The organism is Agrobacterium sp. 22-210-1, from assembly GCF_053522525.1.
In genome coordinates this window covers 1,006,539-1,028,004 of the sequence record NZ_JBNWCI010000002.1, presented here as the reverse complement: position 1 = coordinate 1,028,004, position 21,466 = coordinate 1,006,539, and the positions used below count along the sequence as shown (strand labels likewise).

Annotated in this window: 15 protein-coding genes and 1 tRNA gene; 4 read left to right on the top strand and 12 right to left on the bottom strand. The window is 59.0% G+C overall.

The features are described from left to right. Positions 1-14 precede the first annotated feature (14 nt). From ACQZ5F_RS17740 to ACQZ5F_RS17730, 3 genes are all read left to right on the top strand, one after another. Positions 15-104 (top strand) — tRNA-Ser (locus ACQZ5F_RS17740). A gap of 90 nt (positions 105-194) precedes the next feature. Further along, positions 195-2,072: a hypothetical protein gene (locus ACQZ5F_RS17735; RefSeq protein WP_448730585.1), complete on the top strand. Its 1,878-nt coding sequence runs from the start codon at positions 195-197 to the stop codon at positions 2,070-2,072. A 445-nt stretch (positions 2,073-2,517) separates the two neighbouring features. Further along, positions 2,518-4,236 (top strand): hypothetical protein, encoded by a 1,719-nt coding sequence (locus ACQZ5F_RS17730; protein WP_448730586.1) that lies wholly within the window; start codon positions 2,518-2,520, stop codon positions 4,234-4,236. A gap of 247 nt (positions 4,237-4,483) precedes the next feature. Here the strand turns inward: ACQZ5F_RS17730 and ACQZ5F_RS17725 are convergent, their stop codons facing one another. The 12 genes from ACQZ5F_RS17725 to ACQZ5F_RS17670 form a co-directional block, all read right to left on the bottom strand. Beyond that, the gene (locus tag ACQZ5F_RS17725) at positions 4,484-5,419 is read right to left on the bottom strand and encodes a restriction endonuclease (RefSeq protein ID WP_225338846.1); all 936 of its coding nucleotides are present in this window, start codon (positions 5,417-5,419) and stop codon (positions 4,484-4,486) included. Positions 5,420-5,433: 14 nt separating this feature from the next. Continuing rightward, a complete protein-coding gene (locus tag ACQZ5F_RS17720; protein WP_225338845.1) occupies positions 5,434-6,804 on the bottom strand; it encodes a restriction endonuclease subunit S in 1,371 nt (456 codons plus the stop codon). Next, a complete protein-coding gene (locus ACQZ5F_RS17715; protein ID WP_225338844.1) occupies positions 6,804-8,285 on the bottom strand; it encodes a class I SAM-dependent DNA methyltransferase in 1,482 nt (493 codons plus the stop codon). The genes ACQZ5F_RS17720 and ACQZ5F_RS17715 overlap by 1 nt, the downstream gene beginning before the upstream one ends. A gap of 12 nt (positions 8,286-8,297) precedes the next feature. Beyond that, the gene (gene hsdR / locus ACQZ5F_RS17710) at positions 8,298-11,687 is read right to left on the bottom strand and encodes a type I restriction-modification system endonuclease (protein ID WP_225338843.1); all 3,390 of its coding nucleotides are present in this window, start codon (positions 11,685-11,687) and stop codon (positions 8,298-8,300) included. A 221-nt stretch (positions 11,688-11,908) separates the two neighbouring features. Continuing rightward, a complete protein-coding gene (locus tag ACQZ5F_RS17705; protein ID WP_225338842.1) occupies positions 11,909-12,226 on the bottom strand; it encodes a hypothetical protein in 318 nt (105 codons plus the stop codon). Between the two features lie 649 nt (positions 12,227-12,875). Further along, positions 12,876-13,625 carry an ATP-dependent metallopeptidase FtsH/Yme1/Tma family protein gene (locus tag ACQZ5F_RS17700; RefSeq protein WP_225338841.1) on the bottom strand — a complete coding sequence of 250 codons (750 nt, stop codon included), beginning with the start codon at positions 13,623-13,625 and terminating at the stop codon, positions 12,876-12,878. Beyond that, positions 13,618-15,654, bottom strand: a complete 2,037-nt coding sequence (locus ACQZ5F_RS17695; RefSeq protein ID WP_225338840.1) for an AAA family ATPase — start codon at positions 15,652-15,654, stop codon at positions 13,618-13,620. The genes ACQZ5F_RS17700 and ACQZ5F_RS17695 overlap by 8 nt, the downstream gene beginning before the upstream one ends. Continuing rightward, positions 15,654-16,073 (bottom strand): hypothetical protein, encoded by a 420-nt coding sequence (locus ACQZ5F_RS17690; RefSeq protein WP_225338839.1) that lies wholly within the window; start codon positions 16,071-16,073, stop codon positions 15,654-15,656. The genes ACQZ5F_RS17695 and ACQZ5F_RS17690 overlap by 1 nt, the downstream gene beginning before the upstream one ends. A gap of 82 nt (positions 16,074-16,155) precedes the next feature. Next, positions 16,156-17,061, bottom strand: a complete 906-nt coding sequence (locus ACQZ5F_RS17685) for a hypothetical protein (protein WP_225338838.1) — start codon at positions 17,059-17,061, stop codon at positions 16,156-16,158. 420 nt (positions 17,062-17,481) lie between these two features. Further along, positions 17,482-18,579, bottom strand: a complete 1,098-nt coding sequence (locus ACQZ5F_RS17680; protein ID WP_225338837.1) for a hypothetical protein — start codon at positions 18,577-18,579, stop codon at positions 17,482-17,484. Positions 18,580-19,058: 479 nt separating this feature from the next. After that, positions 19,059-20,303 carry a type II toxin-antitoxin system HipA family toxin gene (locus tag ACQZ5F_RS17675; RefSeq protein WP_225338836.1) on the bottom strand — a complete coding sequence of 415 codons (1,245 nt, stop codon included), beginning with the start codon at positions 20,301-20,303 and terminating at the stop codon, positions 19,059-19,061. A 12-nt stretch (positions 20,304-20,315) separates the two neighbouring features. Beyond that, positions 20,316-20,582, bottom strand: coding sequence for a helix-turn-helix transcriptional regulator (locus ACQZ5F_RS17670; protein ID WP_225338835.1), 267 nt, complete (start codon positions 20,580-20,582; stop codon positions 20,316-20,318). Positions 20,583-20,943: 361 nt separating this feature from the next. Between ACQZ5F_RS17670 and ACQZ5F_RS17665 the strand changes: the two genes are divergently transcribed. Continuing rightward, on the top strand, positions 20,944-21,321 hold the full coding sequence (locus ACQZ5F_RS17665) for an HNH endonuclease (RefSeq protein WP_225338834.1): 378 nt from the start codon (positions 20,944-20,946) through the stop codon (positions 21,319-21,321). The last annotated feature ends 145 nt before the right edge of the window (positions 21,322-21,466 follow it).

Sequence of the window (21,466 nt, the reverse complement as noted above, 5' to 3'; positions counted from 1 at the left end):
GCGTTCGCGCATGCGGAGAGGTGGCAGAGTGGTCGAATGCACCGCACTCGAAATGCGGCATACCTGCAAGGGTATCGTGGGTTCGAATCCCACCCTCTCCGCCATTCGTTGGGTCACTCTTCCCCAATTACCCGCAAGCCCTTGGGTTTCCTCGTAAATTCCTGACCGATTGCCCTCAAAAGGGAAGTTCAGTCATGAATGTATCGCGCATTGTATCGCTCCATGTACAGTCCGATGTATCGCCGGATGCGGAAATGATTTCCGCGAAGAAACGGAATCGCAAGCTTAAAAAGCGATCATCCGGGCTCTATCTGGTCAGAAGCGGCGGCATCTACCTTTTTCAGATCAGATTGCCGAAACGCATCGGTGGCGGCGCTGGCTCCCGACCGATCCGGATCAGCCTCGGTGCCCTCCCGCATCAGGAAGCACGGGAGTTTGCTGATGCGCTAGCTGCTTTGGCGCGAACTGTGTTCAGGGAGATCGAAAAGAGAATGGCTGGCTACGAGGGACTCGATCTGGCGCACATCGTGAGTGCCTTTGCTGATGAGGATATTCCTGCCGACGACTGGCCGTTCGAATTCGCGACGCTGATTCTCAAAGGCGGATTGTTCGACTTGCGCGAGCCCGCTCGCGCCCCGACCTCTGAAGAGGCCAAAGGTCTCGAGATGATGCGCGGGCTTGTGCGCATCGGTCGGGAGGTTGCCGCGAAACAATCGGGGCAATCTCATGATGAGATGATTGCCGACAACGCAGACATGCTCGTCACACGGCATATCGCCAAATATGACGAAATGGCCGGACCTGTCTCGATTCTCGAGCAGCTCTACTCATCGACCCAGATACCGGTCCCACCTGCACAAACCACGATGCCAATTGCGCCTTCGATCAAGCGATCGAAGAAAGGGCCGATTTCACGCTCGGAAACGCCCGCGTTCAAGGCAGACCGTCGAACCGTTGAGCGCAAGCCGTCCACGAAACCTCTATTCAGTCAGGTCGCATCCGAATATCTGACGCTGCGTCAATCAGGCAAGTCCGGGAAAAGCACGGACCTCGACATTGCGGAATTCCGTCTCAACCTGTTCGTCGACCTGATCGGCGACCATCCCATCGACACCTACACGCCCACGGACTTGCAAGCCTTTATCGACCTTATGAAATATTGGCCGGCTAAGCAGAAGGATCGAGATAGCAACCTGACACCACGCGAGATCATTGCCAGCAACCAGGATTTCCATCTGGAAACCTTGGCGCGCAAAACGTTGCAGGAAGGGTACGTCGCGGTCGTCAAAACGGTCTTCGGGTCCCGGACAACCACCTATGACTATTCCAACCCGATTGCTGGCACGAAACTGGTTTACCCGGATTCCGCCCGGGAATCAGTTCCGACGGAACCGCTGTCGAAAAAGAAGGTCGAGCTGCTGCTCAACACGGGTGTGCAGTCGGGTCTGTTGGACAATGCAATGCTGCCACTCCTCGGCCTGCTGACCGGAAGACGGCTCGGTTTGTTAGTGCATCTCCAAGGCATCGATTTCCGCGAAAAATTCGAAGGCGTGTGGGTCGCGCAGACTGGCGGCATCGTCTACGGCGACGGTGTCTGGCGGCGAGTTCCGTACAAGACAAATGCCAGCGTGAGCTTTTTCGTTCTCCACAATTTCCTCGTCGAAATCGGGTTTCCGCAGTGGGCGAAAGAACAAGGTGTTGAGTTTATTTTCAAGGAACTCAATAGGCTGGCTGACCCAAGTAAGAGCGCCTCTTCATATATGGCTCGGCTATTTGAGCGGGCGGGCATCAAAGAGGTTCGTCAGGAAGTGTACCATTCCCTGAGGGGCGGCTTCATTTCAACCTCCGGCGACGAAGGCATCGAAACCCGTGATCGAAAACTGCAGGCCGGCCACGAACTCGGTGCAGATGAGCATGAGCTCTATGGTTTCAAAACGTTGACCGAAACGAAAGCTCGACAGATTGCATACATGCCGCTTCCCGACATCGATCTGTCTCCATATCGGGGGCTGGATTTTGATAAGTTGGCCAGGGAGGAACGCACGCGAGGACGTAAGATTAAAGGTGCTTAGGTCGTGCGCCCCTCCGAAGCGTGATTCCCGGCTAAGGGTTCAGCCCATTTCCAAGCCGTTGAGAGGCTTTCAAATCTCGATCACCTGATACTCGTGTACGACGGTGTTGTACAACAGTCCGCGGGACGGTTGCGATTCAACGGTTATCCGTCAATGAACCAGCGATAGAACTGTGTTTATTAAGCGTTCCGAGCATTCCCCCGGTTCCGGGCGGAGTACGAAACACTGGGGATCGTGGTTCGATGAAGGAGAGTTGGCAGCTACGAGTCATCGGAACTTGGTGCAGCGTCAATCGTCTGAAAAAGCTGTTTATCGGCGGTCAGGGTGCCTAGCGCAAAAGTAAAGCCCGCAGCTATGTTTCTACAACTTCTCATACCTAAGTGAGTCGCAGATGCGCCTACCTACTAATCCTTGGCCCGATACTCAGGGCAACCGATCGATCTTGATGTTTGCGCAGCTGATGCGCGAGATGCTGACGCCCAACACATTCGAGAGCTTCCGCGTCTACTCCCTCGATACCCTAGCCCGAATGAAGGAAGCATTGGTGCTGGTGGACGATGTGAGGCGAGGCAGAATACCCGTGGCGACATTGCATCCAATAATGGATGAAATCGACTGGTCGCTGGACAAAGACCCCGTAGCTAGGCTGTTAGCCGAATCTGAGATCAAGTCCCTGAAGGCGGTGGTCGCCCAGAAAGCCAAAACGAACTTTCCGCTCGATCTCTTCGCTTCTCACCTAAAGCTGATCATGAAACTCGTCGGCGCAACTTACAAGGAGACCGTTGAGCAGCAGATTGTTGAATCGATTGGTCGACAGAGGGACGCGATCAACCTGCGAAAACTGACTGGCTTCTATTGCAGTTTTCTGATCAACGCTGGCTACCTTCGTGGACATGTTTTGCAGACGCTAAACGCCTACTTCTTTGACAACCCGGTCCAGCGCATGGGCGCGGCCAAAGTCTCGAAATTCTTTAGGGAATTTGACTGCAAGCAAAAAAAATTCCTTGTCTACGCGACTGTGACGCAGGAACTGAGCAATTATCTGGTGGCATCGAACTTCATCGTCCATGACAACAGCCGCCTCACGCCGGCTCAGAGCACAGCGCTCACCAGAAACCCCAATTTCCGCCAAACGCCGTCTTTTACACAATTTGAGACAGAGCAGCTTGACCCGCACGGCGCAGCGAATGAGGCATACCAGTCACTCAGCTCGCACCGTGCTATCGCGTTTCTTGACCCTCACGGCATGCATTGCGACTGGGGTGACAGGATGTATGTCACCCGTCCTCGCGCTCAGTCAGGAATCAGCGTCGGCAGGAACGAGTTTATGCTAAGGTTTCCGGCTTATAATCGTTCGCGTATGCCTCGCTGGCGGAGCATCGCCAACCATGCGAAAGCCATCAATTCCAGCTTTGATGCTCCTTCAACAGAACGGCTTCTGAGTTCCATTAACACCGCAGCCCTTGCCACCAATTCTACCAATCCCGAAAATCAGTTGATTTCGCTGTGGTCGGCTTTCGAAGTGCTTCTGAGCGATCCGCGGGATGTTCCCCGTATCGTTCACTACAACGAGCTGATTGCACCCTGCATAGCCTACCGGCATGCGCGTCGGCAAATGGCGGCAGTCTACAACGGGCTGTTGGTCATTTACCGACGCCGCTTTCTTGATCTGATATGGCGGGCCGAGCCATCCCGCACGCCGGATGCAGCAAACGCCTTTGCCAAATTGATCATGCTTCCTGAGCATGAAGGCCTGCGCACGGAACTGTGCGCTTTGATCGCAAATAATCCGCTTGCGCTACATCGGACGTGGAAGCTTCACTCTGACTACGGCACACCTAAGAAAGTGCACGATGCGCTGACCGACCATCTCAATCGTGTCACTTGGCAGATACACCGCATATATCGGGCCCGTAACCAGTTGGTTCACTCCGGGCGCACGCCGACTTATCTTGAATCGGTCATCATCAACGCAGCGGAGTATTATCGCGCCGCGACTTCAGCAATCGTCCGGTCTGCCTTGAAGGAAGGCGGCAAATCAGACGTGGACCAGATCGTGGCTGAAATCGGCATACGAAACCGAATTTATCATTCAAAGTTTGATAAGCGCGGGAACGAGCCGATGACGCCAGATGACGTGACGCTAATAATGAGCCCGACATAGCCCTACAGCTTCAGCTCCGGCTTCTTACCCTTTGTTTTCCCCAACTCGGCTGCCAGCGCAAGGATGTTGGCGTGCTTCTCATCGAGCACCTGTTCGAGGATATGGTTCTGCCTACAATCTGGCTTGCCTGAGAGTGCCGAGGTCGAAGGCGACGAGGCCGAAGCCGAACTGACCATCGCCGCAGAGTAGACTGTCTTACCTGCTGGAATGCGGAAATGATTTCCGCATTTCCAGCTATAGCACGCGATTACTCCTCGACGAAGAAGTCCTCGTCCAGCCGCTTTACGTCCACCGTGCGCGCCACGCGGACACCAACGCCGTGTTCGATCATAAGGTCGGCGAGGCGGTCGCCGTCGATCAGGACGATGCGCTGGGGGAGATGGCGGACGAAATCCTTAGCGGGCGTGCTGAAGCTTGATGTGGTGACGAAGACGCCCTTGGTTGCGCCGAAGCCGACGAGGCTGCCGACGAAACCTTGCACCTCTGGTCGGCCGACGCCGACATGTGCGGCGTAGCGCTTGGCTTGGACATAGATGCGGTCGAGGCCGAGGCGGTCCTCATCGATCACGCCGTCGATGCCGCCGTCCCCTGTCTTGCCAAGCCGTCGGGCCGCATCCTCGTGACTGCCGCCATAGCCCATGCCGACCAGAAGATCGACGATGGCGCGCTCGAAGAAGGTTGGGCTCTGCGCCAGAATGCGTTGCAGCAGGTCCGCCTTCAGGGCCTGATTCAAGAGCGCTTGCGCGGCATCAATCTGTTCCTCCGGCGTGGCGGAGGTGGTCGCATCGATGGCCTCGCCCGCACCGATTGCGGCCGCATCCGGACTGCCGGAGCCGGATTTGCTGGAGGCGTAGAATTCGACGAATGCCGGATAGGCTTTCAGCGTATCGACGTTGATGGAGGCGGGCTTGGTTTCGAGGAGTTTGCGGCCTAGATCGCTTGCCACGAAACGACCGCGCGCCGGGCTGTCGATCAGGCCCGCCCTGGTCATATAGAATTTTGCCCAGTGCAGGCGGTTGTGCAGCAGGCGCTGCCGTCCGCTGGGCAGCATCTCCTCTCGCTCCTCAACGGAAAGGCCGAGCTGATCGGCAAGCTTGTTCGCCGCCTCCGGCACGCGCGTTTCGCCGTTAGCGGCAAGCCGCAAGACTGGAAGCATGAGGGACTGGTAATCGGGAATGGGCATGATCTTGTCCGAGGTCAGGAGGCGGCGCGGCGGCCGCGTTTCGGCTTCGGCGCAGCATCACGTTCTGCACGGATGCGCTCCAGGAGCTTTTCCGCCGGCTCGTCCCTCGGGTCCTGCGGCACCAGCTCGCCGCGAAAGGCCTTGGCAAGGATGGCGGATTCCAGCCGGTCGAGAAGTTTGCGGGCGCGGGCGGCTTCGGCTTCGAGGCGGTCGGCGCGCGCTCGCAACTCTGTCACCCGTTCAATGCCGGCGCGTTGCGCGGATAATGTCGGCACCGGTATTAGAATAGCTTTGATAATTCCTAGATTTAGATTCGGTTGCACACCGCCCGCTGCTTCCAACCGTGTCTCTTCGTATCTTGCTTCCAGAAATATTCTGATCCAATCCGGCTCGATCCGAGATCGGTCAAAAGAATGCAAGACCGCCAACGCTTGATTTGTCGCCGCAGCGATCTGCATTTCGGCCACTTTTCCTCGAGTTTTTCCCTCACCGTAGAGTGCAACGACAAGCGAACCCGCCGGAAACACCTTGCAATTTGTCTCTGTGATCGCCGCGTTGGTTATTAGCTCGGATGGCTGCGTGATTGACCTATCGTTTACGGCACCGGATGTAATCCAAGGAATGCTTCCACCCTCGTAGTACCGGACGTCTCCACGTTTTGGTGTTGAACCAGTACCTATTCGGCAAAGGCTTTCTAGCGCAGATATCTCACACTCATCGTGGAGGGCGAACTCCCGCCTTATCGCTTTAATCCGCAAGTGCTCGGCGAGTCTTGGCACCCGATCCAGCTCCGCACGGGCTCGAGCGATGCGGGCGGTCAGCGCATCCAGCTTTGCAACGATCCGGCGTTGTTCCGTTATGGGAGGCAAGTCGAGATGAAATGCCTTGACCGCAGGGAAGTAAATCGTGGTGTGTGTCGATCCCTCTCCAAACTTCCTAATATCGTCCCCTTCTGCCAAGAGGGCGGACATTAGAAAGTCCGGATCAAGCGCCTGACTACAACTCCATGTAACAAAATCCTGGCTAGTCGCCATGTCGCGGCCCATCTTGACGACGTAGCCGACTGACGCTGTTCGGGAGAGGCAGACGGTTTCTTTCGGCAACAGCCTTGCCGACGAATTTTCCAGCCCAAGCGGCGTTATCGTTTGAGCGGTCGTGTTGATAATTCCTCCATGATGAGCGCCAGCATCGCGAATTCCGATCCAGGGAACATCCCCGTCCCAATACTCCGGATGATTTCTACTTGGCGTATGTCCTGTCCCGAGGTCGGCAATATCGGTCAATGGTGTGCGAACCCATCCCGGGGGTGTCGGATGCCCTGGATCATTCACGGAAATGCCGAAGCGACCCCGCAGTACGCGGTCTGTTGCTGCCCTTCCGCTCATTACTCCGCTGCCTCCGGTACCACCAACTCAATCGCACCTCCCTCCAGTTCCGCCATCAGCGCCGCAATTTCCTCCAGCGCCGATTTCAGATGGCCCTCGATGGCAAGCACAATATCTTCCGGCGTCTCCAGCCCGTCCTCGGCCTCCGTGCTGGTATCCTTCAACCAAGTGATATCGAGATTGTCGCCACGAGTGGTAATCTCCTCGCGGGTGAAGCTGCGGAAACGGCCGGTTTCGCCCTGATCTTCACGCGGCGAGGCACCGTTGGGGTCTTCGCCGAAGGCGGTTACGAAGGCTTCGAGGTCAGCAGCCTTGAAGGCATTGGTCTTGCCATAGGAGGGCGCGCCGGAACGGGCGTCGTAAATCCACACTGCTTTCGTCGCATCCTCCATCGGCGCTTCCTCGGTGGCGCGGGTGAAGAACAGCACGTTGGTCTTGACGCCTTGCGCATAAAAAATGCCGGTCGGCAGACGCAGGATGGTGTGCAGATTGCACCAGCTCATCAGCCGGCGGCGCAGCTCCTTGCCGCGCCCATCATCAAACAGCACGTTATCCGGCACGACGACAGCGGCGCGGCCGCCCAGCTTCAGAGCGCGGATGCAATGTTCAACGAAGGGCAACTGGTAGGACGAAACACGATCGGTGATCGTCAGGTCGTCGCGGGTTGGCGGACCGCCGGCGGGTCCGAAGGGCGGATTGGTGAGGATGAGATTGGCATTCTTGAACTTTGTCTCCGAGCCGCGCGGGCTCAGCGTATCGGCGAGGTCGATATGGTTGGGGTCGATGGCATGCAGATGCAGGTTCATCAGCAGCAGGCGGAAGGTGTCCGGCACGTTTTCCACGCCGCGCAATGCGTCCTGCAGCTGGAACGCCTGCTGCTTAGGTGACAGGGCAAAATAATCGTCGGTCTTCTCTTTCATATAGCTGTTGGCGGCGATCAGAAAACCGCCGGTGCCGGCGGCTGGGTCCTGGATGACCTCGCCCGGCTGCGGCTTCATCAGCTCCACCATGACCTCGATTAGCACGCGCGGCGTGAAATACTGACCGGCGCCCCGCTTGGTCTCTTCCGCCATCTTTTGCAGGAGGCCCTCGTAGGCGTCGCCAAACCGGTCGCGCTCCTCGCTGAACCAATGCAGCCCGTCGATGGCGTCGATTAGCTTGCGCAGGTTGGCGGGCTCGCGCACGATGGTGGCGGCATTCTGGAAGATGGCGACCACGGAGCGGTCGGCGATCTTGGTGCCGTCGCCGAGATCGATCAGCGCCTGCCGGTAGCGTTGCAGCACTTCGGTTTCACTGGCCGATTTCAGCGCGCCCCAGCGGTATTGCTCCGGGATGCGGCTTTCGTCCTTCTGCTCTGACGCCATCTTCAGGAACAGCAGATAGGTCAGCTCCGTGACATATTGCTGATATGTGACGCCGTCCTTGCGCAGCAGAGCACAGAGACGCCAGAGCTTGTTCACGAGATCGGCAGAGGGGTTCATGGCAAACTTTCGTCAGGCTACCTGGCCGCCATCCCAGATGGCGGCATTCAAATCCTTGAGCACATCTCCTAGCCCGGAATCGAACTCCCGGTCCACCATGTCGAACCCGCCGGCCTGTGCAAACAGCGGTTCGGACAGGATTTCGGGATCGCTGATCGGCTGAGCCTTCAGGGCGCGGCCGATACGGGTCAGCCATTGCTTCTGCTTCTGGCTCCAGGCCCGGCTTGCCAACATCTTCTCCACGCCGTTTTCAACGCGCGTCTCGTAGGGCACCAGCGGATCGCCGAGTGCTGCCTGGCGCACGAAGCCGATGATATGGGCGGCGATATCAGCATTGCGGGCGCTGCCGTAGGCACGCCTGAGGCGGGCTTCGGAAAACCCTTCCGCATCCAGCCGGATCGCCAGCTCCTTCAGCTCCTTGCGCGTCAGCTCGCGTGGACGCTGGGTGGCGGCGACCATGGCGGGAATGGCGTTCATGTTGCTGCGAACAAACGTCTCGAAGCTTTCGATGTAATCGACCGGGCTTGCCTTGCCGCCAAAATCGTCCTCCACCGAGATCAATTCGTCCTCGTGTTCGGAAATATAGATGCCATCGCCACGGACGCCCTTGCGGGACGCATCCAGGATAGTCGTCAGCGCGGGGTATTGCTGGAACAGGGCGGCGGTCTCTGCGGGCGGCGCAGATTTCAGGCGCTCCACCAAGGGCTCCAGAGGCCCGAGGACCGTCTCCAGTCGTTCCCGCTGATCGTCATCGATCCGTTTCAACCGCTGGCGAAGCTTCACCACGATCTGGTCACGGACGAAGGCACGATCCTCATCGGTGGTCGCCCGGTTGAGATCACCGACCAGCGTCGCGAAACTCAAGGTGGGATCAACCACGACCGGCCGCATATCCGTCACCTCCTGCAGGTTCGCGTAGATATCGACGGCGTCGAAGATGCGGAAATATTCCTTGCCGATCTCATCGCAGCGACGGGTGGCACGGCCAATCATCTGGTCGTAGAGAATGCGGCTGTTGACGCGGCGGACAAAGACAAGATTTGTGATAGCCGGCACGTCAATACCCGTCGAGAGAAGGTCGACGGTGACCACATATTTGGGCCGCGGATCGTTCTTGAAGGCCTTGATCCGGTCTCCGGGTTTATCGACGGACCCGGTGATCTTCTCGACGAGATCATGGGGCTGAGGACCGTATTCCTCGACGAGTGCTGCACGCAGTTCCTCGACAAGGATATCCGCATGGTCGTCCCGCGCAGCAAACAGCAGGGTCTTGCCCGGCTGGTCGGGCGGACACTCCGCCGCTACAGCGGCGGCTACCGCCCGGTTGAAGGCGCGGGTGTAGACCTTCTTGTTGAACTCGGAGACCTCGAAATCCACATGATCGTCCAGATCGAACAGATCGACCTGGCCCGTGTGAGGATCGATGATGTTGACTTCTTCGCCTTTGTCGAAGGAGATACCGGTTTGGCTGAGCGCGGTGGTGATGCGGCGCGGCGGGCGATGGTCGATCAGATAACCGTCGATCACCGCCTGCCGGTAGCCATAACGGAAGACCGGCGCGCCAAAGATTTCCCGGGTGTGGAAGGCGGGCGTGGCGGTGAGCGCTATCTTGGTGGAGTCGAAATAATCGAGGACACGGCGATAAGCTGAGAGGTAGTCATCCAGATTACGAAAGCCGAGGTCATCCTCACGCAGCTCCGCATCCAGCGTGTAGCCGCGATGGGCTTCGTCCACGATGATGAGATCGTAGGTTCCAGGGGTCGGTCGCTCGGCGTTGGGGTCGTCGAAAATGCGCCGGATCATGGCCTGGACGGTTGCCACCTGCACGCGGTCCGTCGCCTCAGGCAGCTTGCGCGCCATTTCGGCAACGGGAAAGACCTGATCGAACTTGAGGAAACCACTGGTATCCGTCGTGCTCATAGCATCAAGCGTCTGACGCCCGAGCGCGTTGCGGTCCACCAGAAAGAGGATGCGGCGAAAGCGCTTGGCACGAAGGAGTTCGTACATCAGGGCAATCGCAAGCCGGGTTTTTCCTGTACCGGTCGCCATGGCAAGCAGGATGTGGTCCTGTCCCTGTCCAATCGCGTCTTCGACGGCGTGAATCGCTTCCTGCTGGTAGGGTCGAAGGCCGGTGACGCCAATCTCCCGGTCCGCAAAGCCTGGGTTGGTGTCAGAAACATCCTGCTCCAGACGCTCGATCAGGTCTCGCGGGGAAAACCATTCTGCCAGTGCTCTCGGCGGCGCTTTAGTTCGGGCATCCCAAAACCACGTGCCCGATTTCGTCGCGAGCTGCTTCACATAGGGCCGCCCGTTGGTGACAAACATGAAGGGGACGCGGAATTGATCAAGACCATCGATCCACGGGCTGTCGGGGACTTGCTCATCTGGAGTCAACTTGATGCCAAGGCCATAGCGTTTCGCCTGACCGAGACGGCCCGGCACATCCCGGATTTGTCGCTTCGCTTCGATGACACCGACGCAGCGGCCATCGATAAACAGGGCGTAATCGACGGGACCGCTGTCCGTCGGCCATTCGGCAATCGCAATGGCTTCAGCTTGGCCCGGGCGTGTTCCGTTTCCATGGCGTAGTAGCGCAGTATCTGCCTTCCAACCGGCTGATCGCAACTGCTCATCAATGAGGACACGCGTCGTCGCTTCGTCGATCTCGATATGGTCGGCGCTTCTCGCCGCCGCTTCAGCCAATAGGTCAAGTTGCTGGGCAGGCATGGCTGCGGCACGGGCCTGTGTTTCGGCAAGAACCCGCTCGGCGTCCCGCAGGGCCGCTTCGGTTTCCTGCGCCTGCGCTTCCCAGAAAGCCCGATCCTGCGCCTCGGCGGCGGCTCTGCCTTCCAGTGCCCGGCGCGCCTCCTCTGCCTGCTGCGCCGCCAGCCGTGCCTTGGCCTCAGCATGCGTGCTTTCCGTGACGACCTTTTGGAGACGTTCAATTTCCTGCCGCAGAGCTTCACTGGCATCTGCGGGTGGCGAAGGTGGGACGAAGGGACCCGGTCGAAACGACGGCGCATTCCCATAAGATTGGTGGAACCACGCTCCGATGGCGCGTGCAACTTTGAGAGCAGTCAAGGCATCGCTTCTGGTGCCCCGGTCTTCGTGGGCAGCCAGATTGCCCGCACGCTTCAGATGATAGAAATATTCGGCGACCTCTCGCTGAAGAACTGAGCGCGCGCGCAAAACGCTCAGCACTTCATCAAACGACATACGGTCAGTTGTCAGAAGCGCCTGGCGGGCGGCGACGTCCTTTGCGACGAGTTCAGCGAATTGGCGTAGCTTCACCAGGGACGTCGGCGGGTCGTCGTGAAAATAGCGCTCGGCAAGTGAACCCAGCCGCGCAAGCTGCGGACTGTTTCCGGCTAGAAAAGCAAAGTTTCCCGCGTCTCCCATCATGCGATGAAACTTATCTATTTCAACCGCTTACACAAGCCTGTTTCTAGGCAAGGTAGCACTCACGGAATTGGCTGCACCTCTTCTAAGGTCCGTGCTGCCGCCCGAAGGATACGACTCTGTTTTTTCGATTCCTCTGCAAACGCCGTGATCAAGAGTAATGGGGAGAGGACGGGGGTATAGAACAAAACAGCGTTTGCAGGAGAATGCCGACAGAGCGACAGCTAGACAGGCATCAGATGACGTTTGGGACGGAAGGGAACGAAACCATCGACATAACGATCGGCAAGCTCTTCGAAGACATCCTCGCTTTCCCGGACATCAAAACCCTGGCGTTCCAGCTCGCCGACGATGGCTTCGGAGAGCTTGTCCAGGGCGACCCGCGCATCTTTCCGTCCCTGAGCGGCCGTGATCATTTGCCAGAGCAGCACCCTCGCCAGATCGTCACGAGACGGCCGACGTCTGGCCTTGGCCGCATCCCTCACCCGCTGCTGCCGGGCGACTTGTTCTGCACTGCGTTGTTTCTTCGATTTCCGGGGCATTGCCTGTCTCCTTGTTGTGGAGCCTCAGCCTCGGTGCCGGCCACGCAAGGAACAAGCGGGGCTGCCTGTGTTGACATTTCGGACAGGGAGGGCCGGATCGTCTCCAATCGCCAGCCGGACGGTGCGCGGCCTGCAAACGCAATCTGCCGGAATCGCCGATCGCGACTTTGGCAACGACAAATGTGGGATAGGAATCGCGGAAGGGTAAATTGAGATGATGTGTTTCGAGTTGCCCGAAACGTAGACCAAGGTGTGGTGCTTTGATCTGATGGGTGTTGATTTGCAGAAGACTTGATCAGGCGTGAAGCGCATTGCAGCCACGTTGAGATGCCGACTTCGGGGGTGGACAGCATCATAACTCTCGATAACGTACCCTGAGGCCTGTCCAACCAGCTCTGCGGCTAGATTGTGGTGAGGCATCGAGGGTCACGCGATGCACCGCGTCATCGGCCTCTTGCAGCCTACGAACCTCCGACGGCTGCCGATGGCAGGTCACCCGAACTCGTCCCAACGATGCTGGTACCGGGGCGGGAATCGAACTGCCACAGATCGGAATCGATTTCCGCGACTTCGGAATCGGCATTCGGGAACGGTGAATCGCAGTGGTGCCGGCAGGAATCGCGGCTTCAGAGCTCCCCGTCCGGTTTCGTCAGGCCGGTGGACCGGGGGATGCGATGAGCAGGCGCGTGATCTCCTCGCCCGTCATGACCCCGACGTCCTTCAACCGCGTGGCGATGGCGACCAGCGCGTCCCGCCTGTTCTCCAGCAGACTGCGTGCCATCGCTTCGGCTTCCATCAATCGACTGTTGACCCGGTCAGCCAGCTGCCGGTCGAGACTGAGCTCGTTGATGCTTCCCGCCACTGACCGATAGAGCAACGGCTGATGATCGGAGAACCCGAGCCGGGTCTCGGCGGCGACCGCATGTTCGGTGGCCCTGGCCAGATCGCTATCACCGTATCCACCTGCCCCGGCCACCGTGTCGCCAAAGATCAGCAGCTCTGCCGTCCGCCCGGCCAGCATGCAGGCGATGCTGCGCATCAGCCAGTCCTGCGTCTGCGGGAGATGTTGACCTTGCCGGCTGACCACCTGCCCCATTCCTCCGATCCCGATGCTTGCGGTAATGACCTCTGCGATCCCCATGTCACAGAAGGCGATCGCATGACCGACCTCGTGGATGGAGGTGCGCCAGCGCACATCGTCCGAGAGTTTCACCTGGCCGGCCAGCAAGGCATGCTCAAGATCGCCCCAGGTCGGCGACCGCTGTTGTCTTCTGGTTTTCCTGCGAACCTCACGAACAAGTCGTTCGATGTCGGCTCCGGTGCTGCCGGTTGCCAGCAAAGCCAGCCGTCGAAGTTCATGGGGCTGTGTTGTTGCGATCGTGTGGATCGGCTCAGACATTGTGGGGCGCTCCTCTGTTGGATTGGTCAATGACGTCCGCATCACTGCCGACATCGGCATGGCGCTGCCGTGTCGCTTCGATCGTTTGGGGGCTGCCAGACGGCGCAGATGCCAACACACCAGCCAGATCAGCTCCGAGATGGTGAGCGAGGATGCCGACCAGCGCCTCCGTATCCGGCAGGGGGATCGCAACATGCTTTTCCAATCGTCCGGATCGCAACAGTGCCGGATCGATCTTTTCGGGGAGGTTTGTCGCCGCAACGACGATGACACCATCGGTCTTTGCGGTTCCATCGAGAAGCTCAAGTAGCCGGTTGATCAGCGAGCGCCAGTAGTCATCATGCTGCTCTCGTCGACCTGCCGACCGGCTTCCGATGTTGTCGATTTCGTCGATGAACAGGATGACCGGAGCATTTTCCCGTGCCAGTTCGAAGGCCTTGGACATGCGCTTGAGAACGTCACCGAGATAACCAGGCTCAAGCCAGGAGGCTACAGACGTCACCAGCAGCGGAACCTGCAAACTGTTGCAAAGCGCGCGGGCATAGGTCGTCTTGCCCGTACCGGGCGGTCCCGACAGGAGAAGTTTCGTACTCATCTCGCTCCAGGCCAGCCTACCGTCGCGCCAGAGCTGAAGGTCGATCTTGAGGTCGAGCGCCCAGTCGCGTGCCTCGCCATAACCCAAGAGCGTCTCGACCCGCAGCTGACGCAGCCGGCTGTGTTCCGGATTAGCCGGACCAGCGGATGCGCTACCGCTGCTCTCTTTCCCGGATGTCTCCGCCGACTTCTCCGGCTGAACGACATCGATCCCATCCACGGATTTTGGTGGGTCATCACCGTCCTTGATCAGGAAGCGGCTCTTGACCTTCGGCCGCCCCGACCGATCGCTGCCGCGCCCGGAGCCGCGGCCGTCATCATCGTCATCGCCCGACTTGTCAGCGGATCGCGCCCGTTCGCCGAGGACTTCGAGGATCGACAGGATGTGTTCGAGACCGCGCCCGGGACGAATTGCCAACGCCAGCGCGTCGATCGAGAGACCTTCAAGATCAAGCGCCATCTTCTCCATCTGCCGCAGCGACTGCTTCGGCGCGATACCGCAACACGTCTGCAGGAGTTCCGCGATCAGTTCATGATCGAGGCCACCGCTCTCGAAAACGAGATCGGCCGTCATCGACACAAAGGGCGGAAGCGCGGTCTTTGTCTCATCGGCAAGAACCACGGGCGCTGACCGCTCCAGCAGAACATCCACGAGGAACCGGCTCAACGACCGCTCTACCGCCTTCGGCACATCGGTGCCGGCGAGTGTCTTGATCGTCTTGCGGGTCTTGACCCGGCGGCGATCACCGTATCCGTCCGAGAGCGGGCTGCTGCGATGGACGTCTTCGAGCTTGGTCCAGCAAGGAACGATCAGGCCGTCCTCGAGCATCAGACCGAAGCGGCGTTCGAAACGGCCAACCGGCGCTTTGATCAGCACGAAGGCTCCAGGGTTCCGAAGGACGGCCGACAGGGCCAACAAGTCGGGAACGCTTGAGCCAACCGCACGGGCGACCAGCAGGGCGACAGCGACATGGGCGACGCTCGGCGGAGCAAGCTGCTCACGAAGCAGCGCCAGGAATTTGCTGGACGCCGATGGTGCTTCAGAAGCGCTCGATGCAGCGACAGGTCCCGATTTCGGGCGGCGGCCTGCGGCACGGTCTTCCCGATCGGTCCTGTCTTTCGGGGTGGAACGGACGTTTTCATGGGGCGGTTCTCCTGGAATGTCCTGAATCAGCACGTCGATTGTCGTCGTCCTGTATGGCGCTTTCCCGAGACGCCGCATGATCTCGGCGCGCGCCTTGACCGGATCGGCGTCGAGCAATCGCAAGGATTGATCCGAACCGCGCCACACCGTGCCGGTCGTCTCATCCCCAGCCACGATGAAGTCCGCCTCCAGCAATCCGACGACTGAGGCGCGCTCGTAAAGATCGAGGATGGCCAGCCGGCGGATGCGGGCCAGAAGGTAGCGCGTGATGCGATCAGTCAGGGTTTCCATCAGACGCCCTCCTCCGTTCCATGAATACCGTGAGGTGTCGGCATCCCATTGACGTCCAGCAGCTTGCGATTGCCCTCGAGCCACTCGCGTAACATCCGCGCCGTCGGGTCGCCGGCCGCGCAAAGCGTGAAGAGTTGCTCACGGAAGATTTTCGGGACGCTGGTCATGGCGATCCCCTTGCGTCGGGCGAAGCCAATCACGACCTGGGCGACGATCGCCGGATCGGGCAAGGCATCGGACGTTGCCGCGCACATGGCCATGGCCTGTGGAATGGCTTGTGACCCGGAAGTCACGCCGGCGCTCGTAACATCCTGCAACTTCGCCAGTCGCTTCAGCCGGCTGGATGGCTTCGGTGTCAAAGGTACCTGGTGCGCAGGGTTGTTTGGGAAAGGGATCACGTTGGAAGGGTGTCGGCTCATGACAGACGTCTCCTGTCGCCGAACAGCACGGTTCGGCGTGAACGAATGGAACAGAAAGGGGAAAGGAACGTGAGCGGGCTGCTCAGCCCGTGCCGGTCCGTGGGATACGGGCGAAGCCGACACGGATTTGGCCACGACCCGCTGGCTGAGGGACCTCGGTGATCGGGCCTGGGTCACACACCTCGTTTCCGTTCGCGTCAATGATGTCCGCCGAGGCACCGCGACGGACTCGTTCTTCCTTCGGTTCGGCAAAGACATTCCGAGCCAGCTTCCAGTTCTCGTCGATCCGACCATGGAAGCGTTCGCGCAGCATGCCGATCGCCTTCCCCGCCCCGCCGATCTCGACGAGATGATCGAGATCACTAAGTGGCCAGACGCCGCCGGCGATGTCGGAGCGCTGGTTTTCCGCGTTCAGGATGACGACACGAACTTCTTCGGCCACCAGCCGATGATGATCGCGGTAGAGGAGATCGGGAACGACGAGGGCTGCGGCCAGCATGCGGCTCTTCAGCTCATTGATACGTGAGACCTCGTACGAGCCGAGGCTACGCTTGACGTCGATGACGTGTGCAAGCTTCGTCTTGCGGTTCACGATGACCAAGTCCGGCGTATAGGTTTTGCGTCCGCCCGTATCCGCATCGAGCGTCAGCGATCGAAAGTGTTTCGGATCGTTTTTCTCGACCAACTCGAGCGCTGTCTTCGTAACCGGCAGCCGTAGATTTTGCGTCAGCACCACGAGGTCCGGGTTAAGGTCGGCGATGATCCCAATCCCGCGCTCGAGCAGCCGCCCTTCCTGGATGGGAATGGCGCGCAGGATCGCGGCCGCGTCAGAGACACCGTCGGCAAGCGCCTTGGAAAGAGCGCCGGCCGAGAACGGTTGCGACGAAAGCTCGTCGATGAGGACTTCGAAGCGCGGCTGAAGGGCGTCGAGATCGGCGGCATGCGGATAGGTTGGCGCGCCAGGCGCACTGGATAGAATAGTCGTCATGGTACTGCTCCTGCTGACGTGGCGATCTGCCCTCAAACTTCAAGCGCGCGACCTCCGACGCGGAAATGATTTCCGCATCCGGTGGCCGGCTGGCTTCAAACGAAGCCGCGTTCGAAGTCAGGGACAATCAGTTGAATGAGATCAGGCGAGCGCCAGACCGGAGACGTGCGCGAGCTCACAGCATGCCAACCGGCGCCGCGGCGACGCACGGTCATCAACAGGATCAGGAGACGGGGAAGCTTCCCGTTCGGAAGCGAAGCAGATATGGGTCGACATAGCCCGGAGAATCGTGTCCGGCAAGCCGGTCAGAACGCATCCGGAACAAAGAGCCCTGGTATGGTTAACGGGACACGCGGCAGCCAGCGGACAAAAAATAGCCCCGCGCGAGCGGGGCCATGGGTGTCGTCTTTGCCGGGATCGTTACGCCGCAACGGCCGAGGGTACGGACCGGCGCTCCTGGGATTTGCCCGTAGGTGATGTCGGCGCGATCAATCCATTGAATACCCTGTTGATCTGAGCCAGCGTCGCTTCTTCTCCCGTTTGCATCCATTCGCTGGCCCCTTCCTGTTCCTGCGCTGCGAGCTGATCACTCGCATCGGCGATCTCCGGTTCCTCCTCCATCGAGGTCAGCGCCTCCCCATGAACCACGAAGCGTAGCGCCGGAATGACCTCGTCCCGAAGCCAGCCGACAAACTCGGTCCGATCAGGCCAACCGTCGACGCCGCCCATACGGTGAAGCAGCGCCTGCACCTTCCGCCACGCGCTGCCCTCAGGCAGACGTGCCGGCCGCCAGTTCACATGCGCAACCAACTCCGCCTTCATCGGCGCGGCGATGCTATTGAGAAGATCGTGGGCGTGACGGCAATCGTACACAATCGCCTCCTGGAGCATCCCCTTCTTCACCGCCCTGCTCTTGGCAAACGGCTCCATGGCCTTTTCCACTCGCTTGAGGATGGCGGACATCAGCCCGTGGAACTGGTCAACGTCCTGCGTGGTCTTCAACTCGGCGGCCTTACGCAAGCCAGCGAGGCCGCCGACATTGAGCGCGTCGTCGGAGGAAGCGACCTTCTTCTTCGCGGCCACCCCGACCATCGCCTTGACCTGGGCGACGGTGAGCTCCTCTCCGGCCTCGATCGCCATCAATACGCTTTCTACCTTCGCCTTGTCCGCATAGGCGAGGACGAAGAGCGTTGTCGGTGCGACGCTGGCCGCTACCAGCCTCTCCCTGTAATCGGAAAGCTTCTCGTAGACAGCGACATGGTTGCGCGCGGTCTTCGACGTGAACTTGCAGATGGCCTTCACCCATGCGCCAAACGCCCTCTCCGGAAGAATGGATTTTGCTCGCGCGAGGTAGCCGCCGAGTTCGAGGGCCTGCTCGGTCGTTCGGCGTCCGAGCGACAGGATACCTTCGCCGAGTGCTTTCAGTTCGCCTTCCTGCTCCGGGCTGATCTCGTCAGCGTCGGTCGCGGCCTTCGCCGCCAGCTTGGCAGCGATCTTCTTTTGCGTGTATTTCGCCATGTCTTCTTATCTCCATATTTCATCCGGTCTTCGTTAGCGACCGTGAGATAATGATGACATGTAATTTCGAAAGTCGTTACAACCGTCATTGTCAACGCATTGAAAAGCAATAGTAAACTGCAAAGTCTCCGAATTTATTCCCATTTTGAGACGGAAATTGTTCAATGATTCCGGTGCGCATTTTTTCTGAAATTATTTTCAATCAAGGAACGACTAATGCACCACAAGGTTGTTGTCAGTGTTCTTGGGTATGGCGCGGACGCCTCTGCTAGCCAGGCAGCGCGTCCCAAATGCCGTGTTTGCGATTGATCGCGAAACCTTTTCATCGACAACGACCAAGCAACCCGTTTTTCACCGCTGCTTCGGAAAATCCGGTTCCACCCCACCACGCGCGGAATAGCTTTTGGAGCCAACAAGATCAGTCCACCCTCTGTCTTGTCTCCAACCGAACTCAAAGCTCGAGGCGGGGCAAATACGGGCTACCCGCCAGTCTGTCGCCCTATCCGCTGGCACCTCTTGCGAATGAGAAACAGGATGTTCACCCCAAAATCTCGATGAAAAGAGGGATAGTGCTCTGTTTCCCCCAGTGCCTCTTCGAGCTTTGAGGCAACCCTGTCGGAGAGCTCCCGTACCCGTTTTGTCACGACAGCAGGGCTGAGGCCAACAGCCGATGCGAATTGCCGCCAGTCATTGCCGTGAAGTTCGTTGGCATTGCTCTTTGTCGCGATCTGCTGTGGGAGAGACTGGTCAACCTGCTTGTAGACTGCCGCGCACATCAGGTCGTAGAGCGGCGCGAGTTTGGCTGTTCCGGCGGCACCGACGAGAACGGAATAGTTCTTGGCGTGGGAGTCTGAGTTGCAAATCAAAACGTTGAAAATGACAGCGTCGAGCAGCGTCACTCTTTCGGCGGGGGAAACGTAACGCGCCAGCGCGTCAAACATCTGCGCGAGGGATGCGCCGCCCCGCTGGCCAAGTCCAGTCCGCTCGTATTTTTCCGACGGGAACAGGCCGAGCAGCTGGCAGAAATCTTCCTGATGAATCCGGCGGATCGTTCCCTGGGCGTCGGCGATGCGGTCATAGCGCTTGACCAGCAGATAGTCTCGCTTGCCGGCTCGACCGGTCGTCACCTCAGCCGTCTCCAGTTCGCACAACCTGGCGAGGGTCATGCAGAAGGCTTCATTATGAACACTGCAGGTCAGGCGTCTGATGTCGGGCTTCAGAATATGCGTGGATGGCGTGCCATCGACGGGAATCGCGATCTTACCATCCGCATCAAGGTAGACCGGCAGCTTGTCCTGCACGCCTGCCAACGACATCGACACGCCCTGCTCTCCGACCAGGAAAGGTCGCTCTGGCAGTTCGTTCAAAATGCGCTCGAGCGCCGCCTCATCCGGCACGACGCGGAAATTATTTCCGTCTCGGCGCGGTTCGCCGATCGAAAAGGCCCCGGCGGTATCACGGCCGAGGCGGGTGAGAAGACCGACAACGTCCTGAGGCGAGACCTTCAACTGCTGACCGATCTCGGAGAGGTGTGTTTCCGGAAGAAGATTGGCAAGCCAGGGCATGACCTGCTCAGCACCGTATGTGCCGGATCGCAGGGGCATGGTCAGCGAGATCGGGAAGGCCGAAGCCCGTTGTTCCCAGCTTGATTCATAGGCGAGCGAAATCCCATCGCGGTCGATGAGATGAGCAACGGGCCAGGTCTCGTAGAAAATCGTGGTCATGACGACGCCTGATCAGGAGAAACGGGGCAGGTAGCCGAGATCGTCGTCGGCTTCCGACGCAGGCGGCGGTGCTGCGGATTTCAGGTCGCCGAGATCGATGCCGACCGTTCGTGCCGCTATAAGCGACTTTTCGAGTTGGCAGCTGGGCTTACCGTTCTCCAGATCGACGATGAAGCGTTCACCGGTCCCACAACGCTCGGCGAGCTGGGTTTGCGTCCATCCCTGCTTTTTCCTGTGTTCGCGGACAAGTGCGCCGAATTCTGCGGCCGAACGGATCATGATATAGCCTTCCCCATGTTGCGCTTACCGTACAGGAAGAATTTTAAAGAATCCATGAAAACTTACCGAAGAGTAAGGAGCCCCATCCATCTGGGAAATCCTCCCGATCGGGACGGCGCAAATCCTGGACTTGATCCCCACTGAACTTTTGTTAAGCTGAGGTCGAATGGAGGCGAGACGATTTGCTCGCCTGGAGTTTTAACTCGTCAGCGAAATGTCCAATAAGGCGCTCGTACCGTTCAAAGACTGCGGAGTGACGTATGTATACGTCGTCTTGTGCGAGGATTTCCTCCCAACTGAGGGGTGGCCGTATCCGGCCATTGCACGTCCGCTTCAGCAATGAAGCAAAGGACGTGGACTCATGCCATCAAAAAACAAACTGAAAAATCTGAGAAAGCAGGCTACGCAGCGCCAAGGCGGACGATGCTTCTATTGTGAACGGCCGATGTGGGACACCAACCCACAGGAGTTCATCGTGCGCTATGGAATTTCGCCAGGTCTGGCAAAGCGGTTTCAATGCACTGCCGAGCATGTTGAGGCGAGAAGAGATGGCGGCAAGGACGTCGCGGCCAACATCGTGGCGGCCTGTCGGTTCTGCAACGCAACGCGACACAAGGCAAAGCGCCCGCTGGATGCCGATACGCACGCGCAGCAGGTGCGTCGCAGGCTGGCAAAGGGCAGGTGGCACCCGCCGCAGGTCAAGGCAGCACTCAGCAAACGAAGAATGCCACCGGTCTGAGCCGGACAGGCTCCACGATCATCCCGAGCGCGAGATTAAATCAGGTCAGACAACGCCCGAAAAACGTCGACTTGCCAAAATGTATCGCGCAATGTATCGCTCGAAGTATCGGAATCGGGCTTTTCCGTCAGAGAGTTGGCGGAAA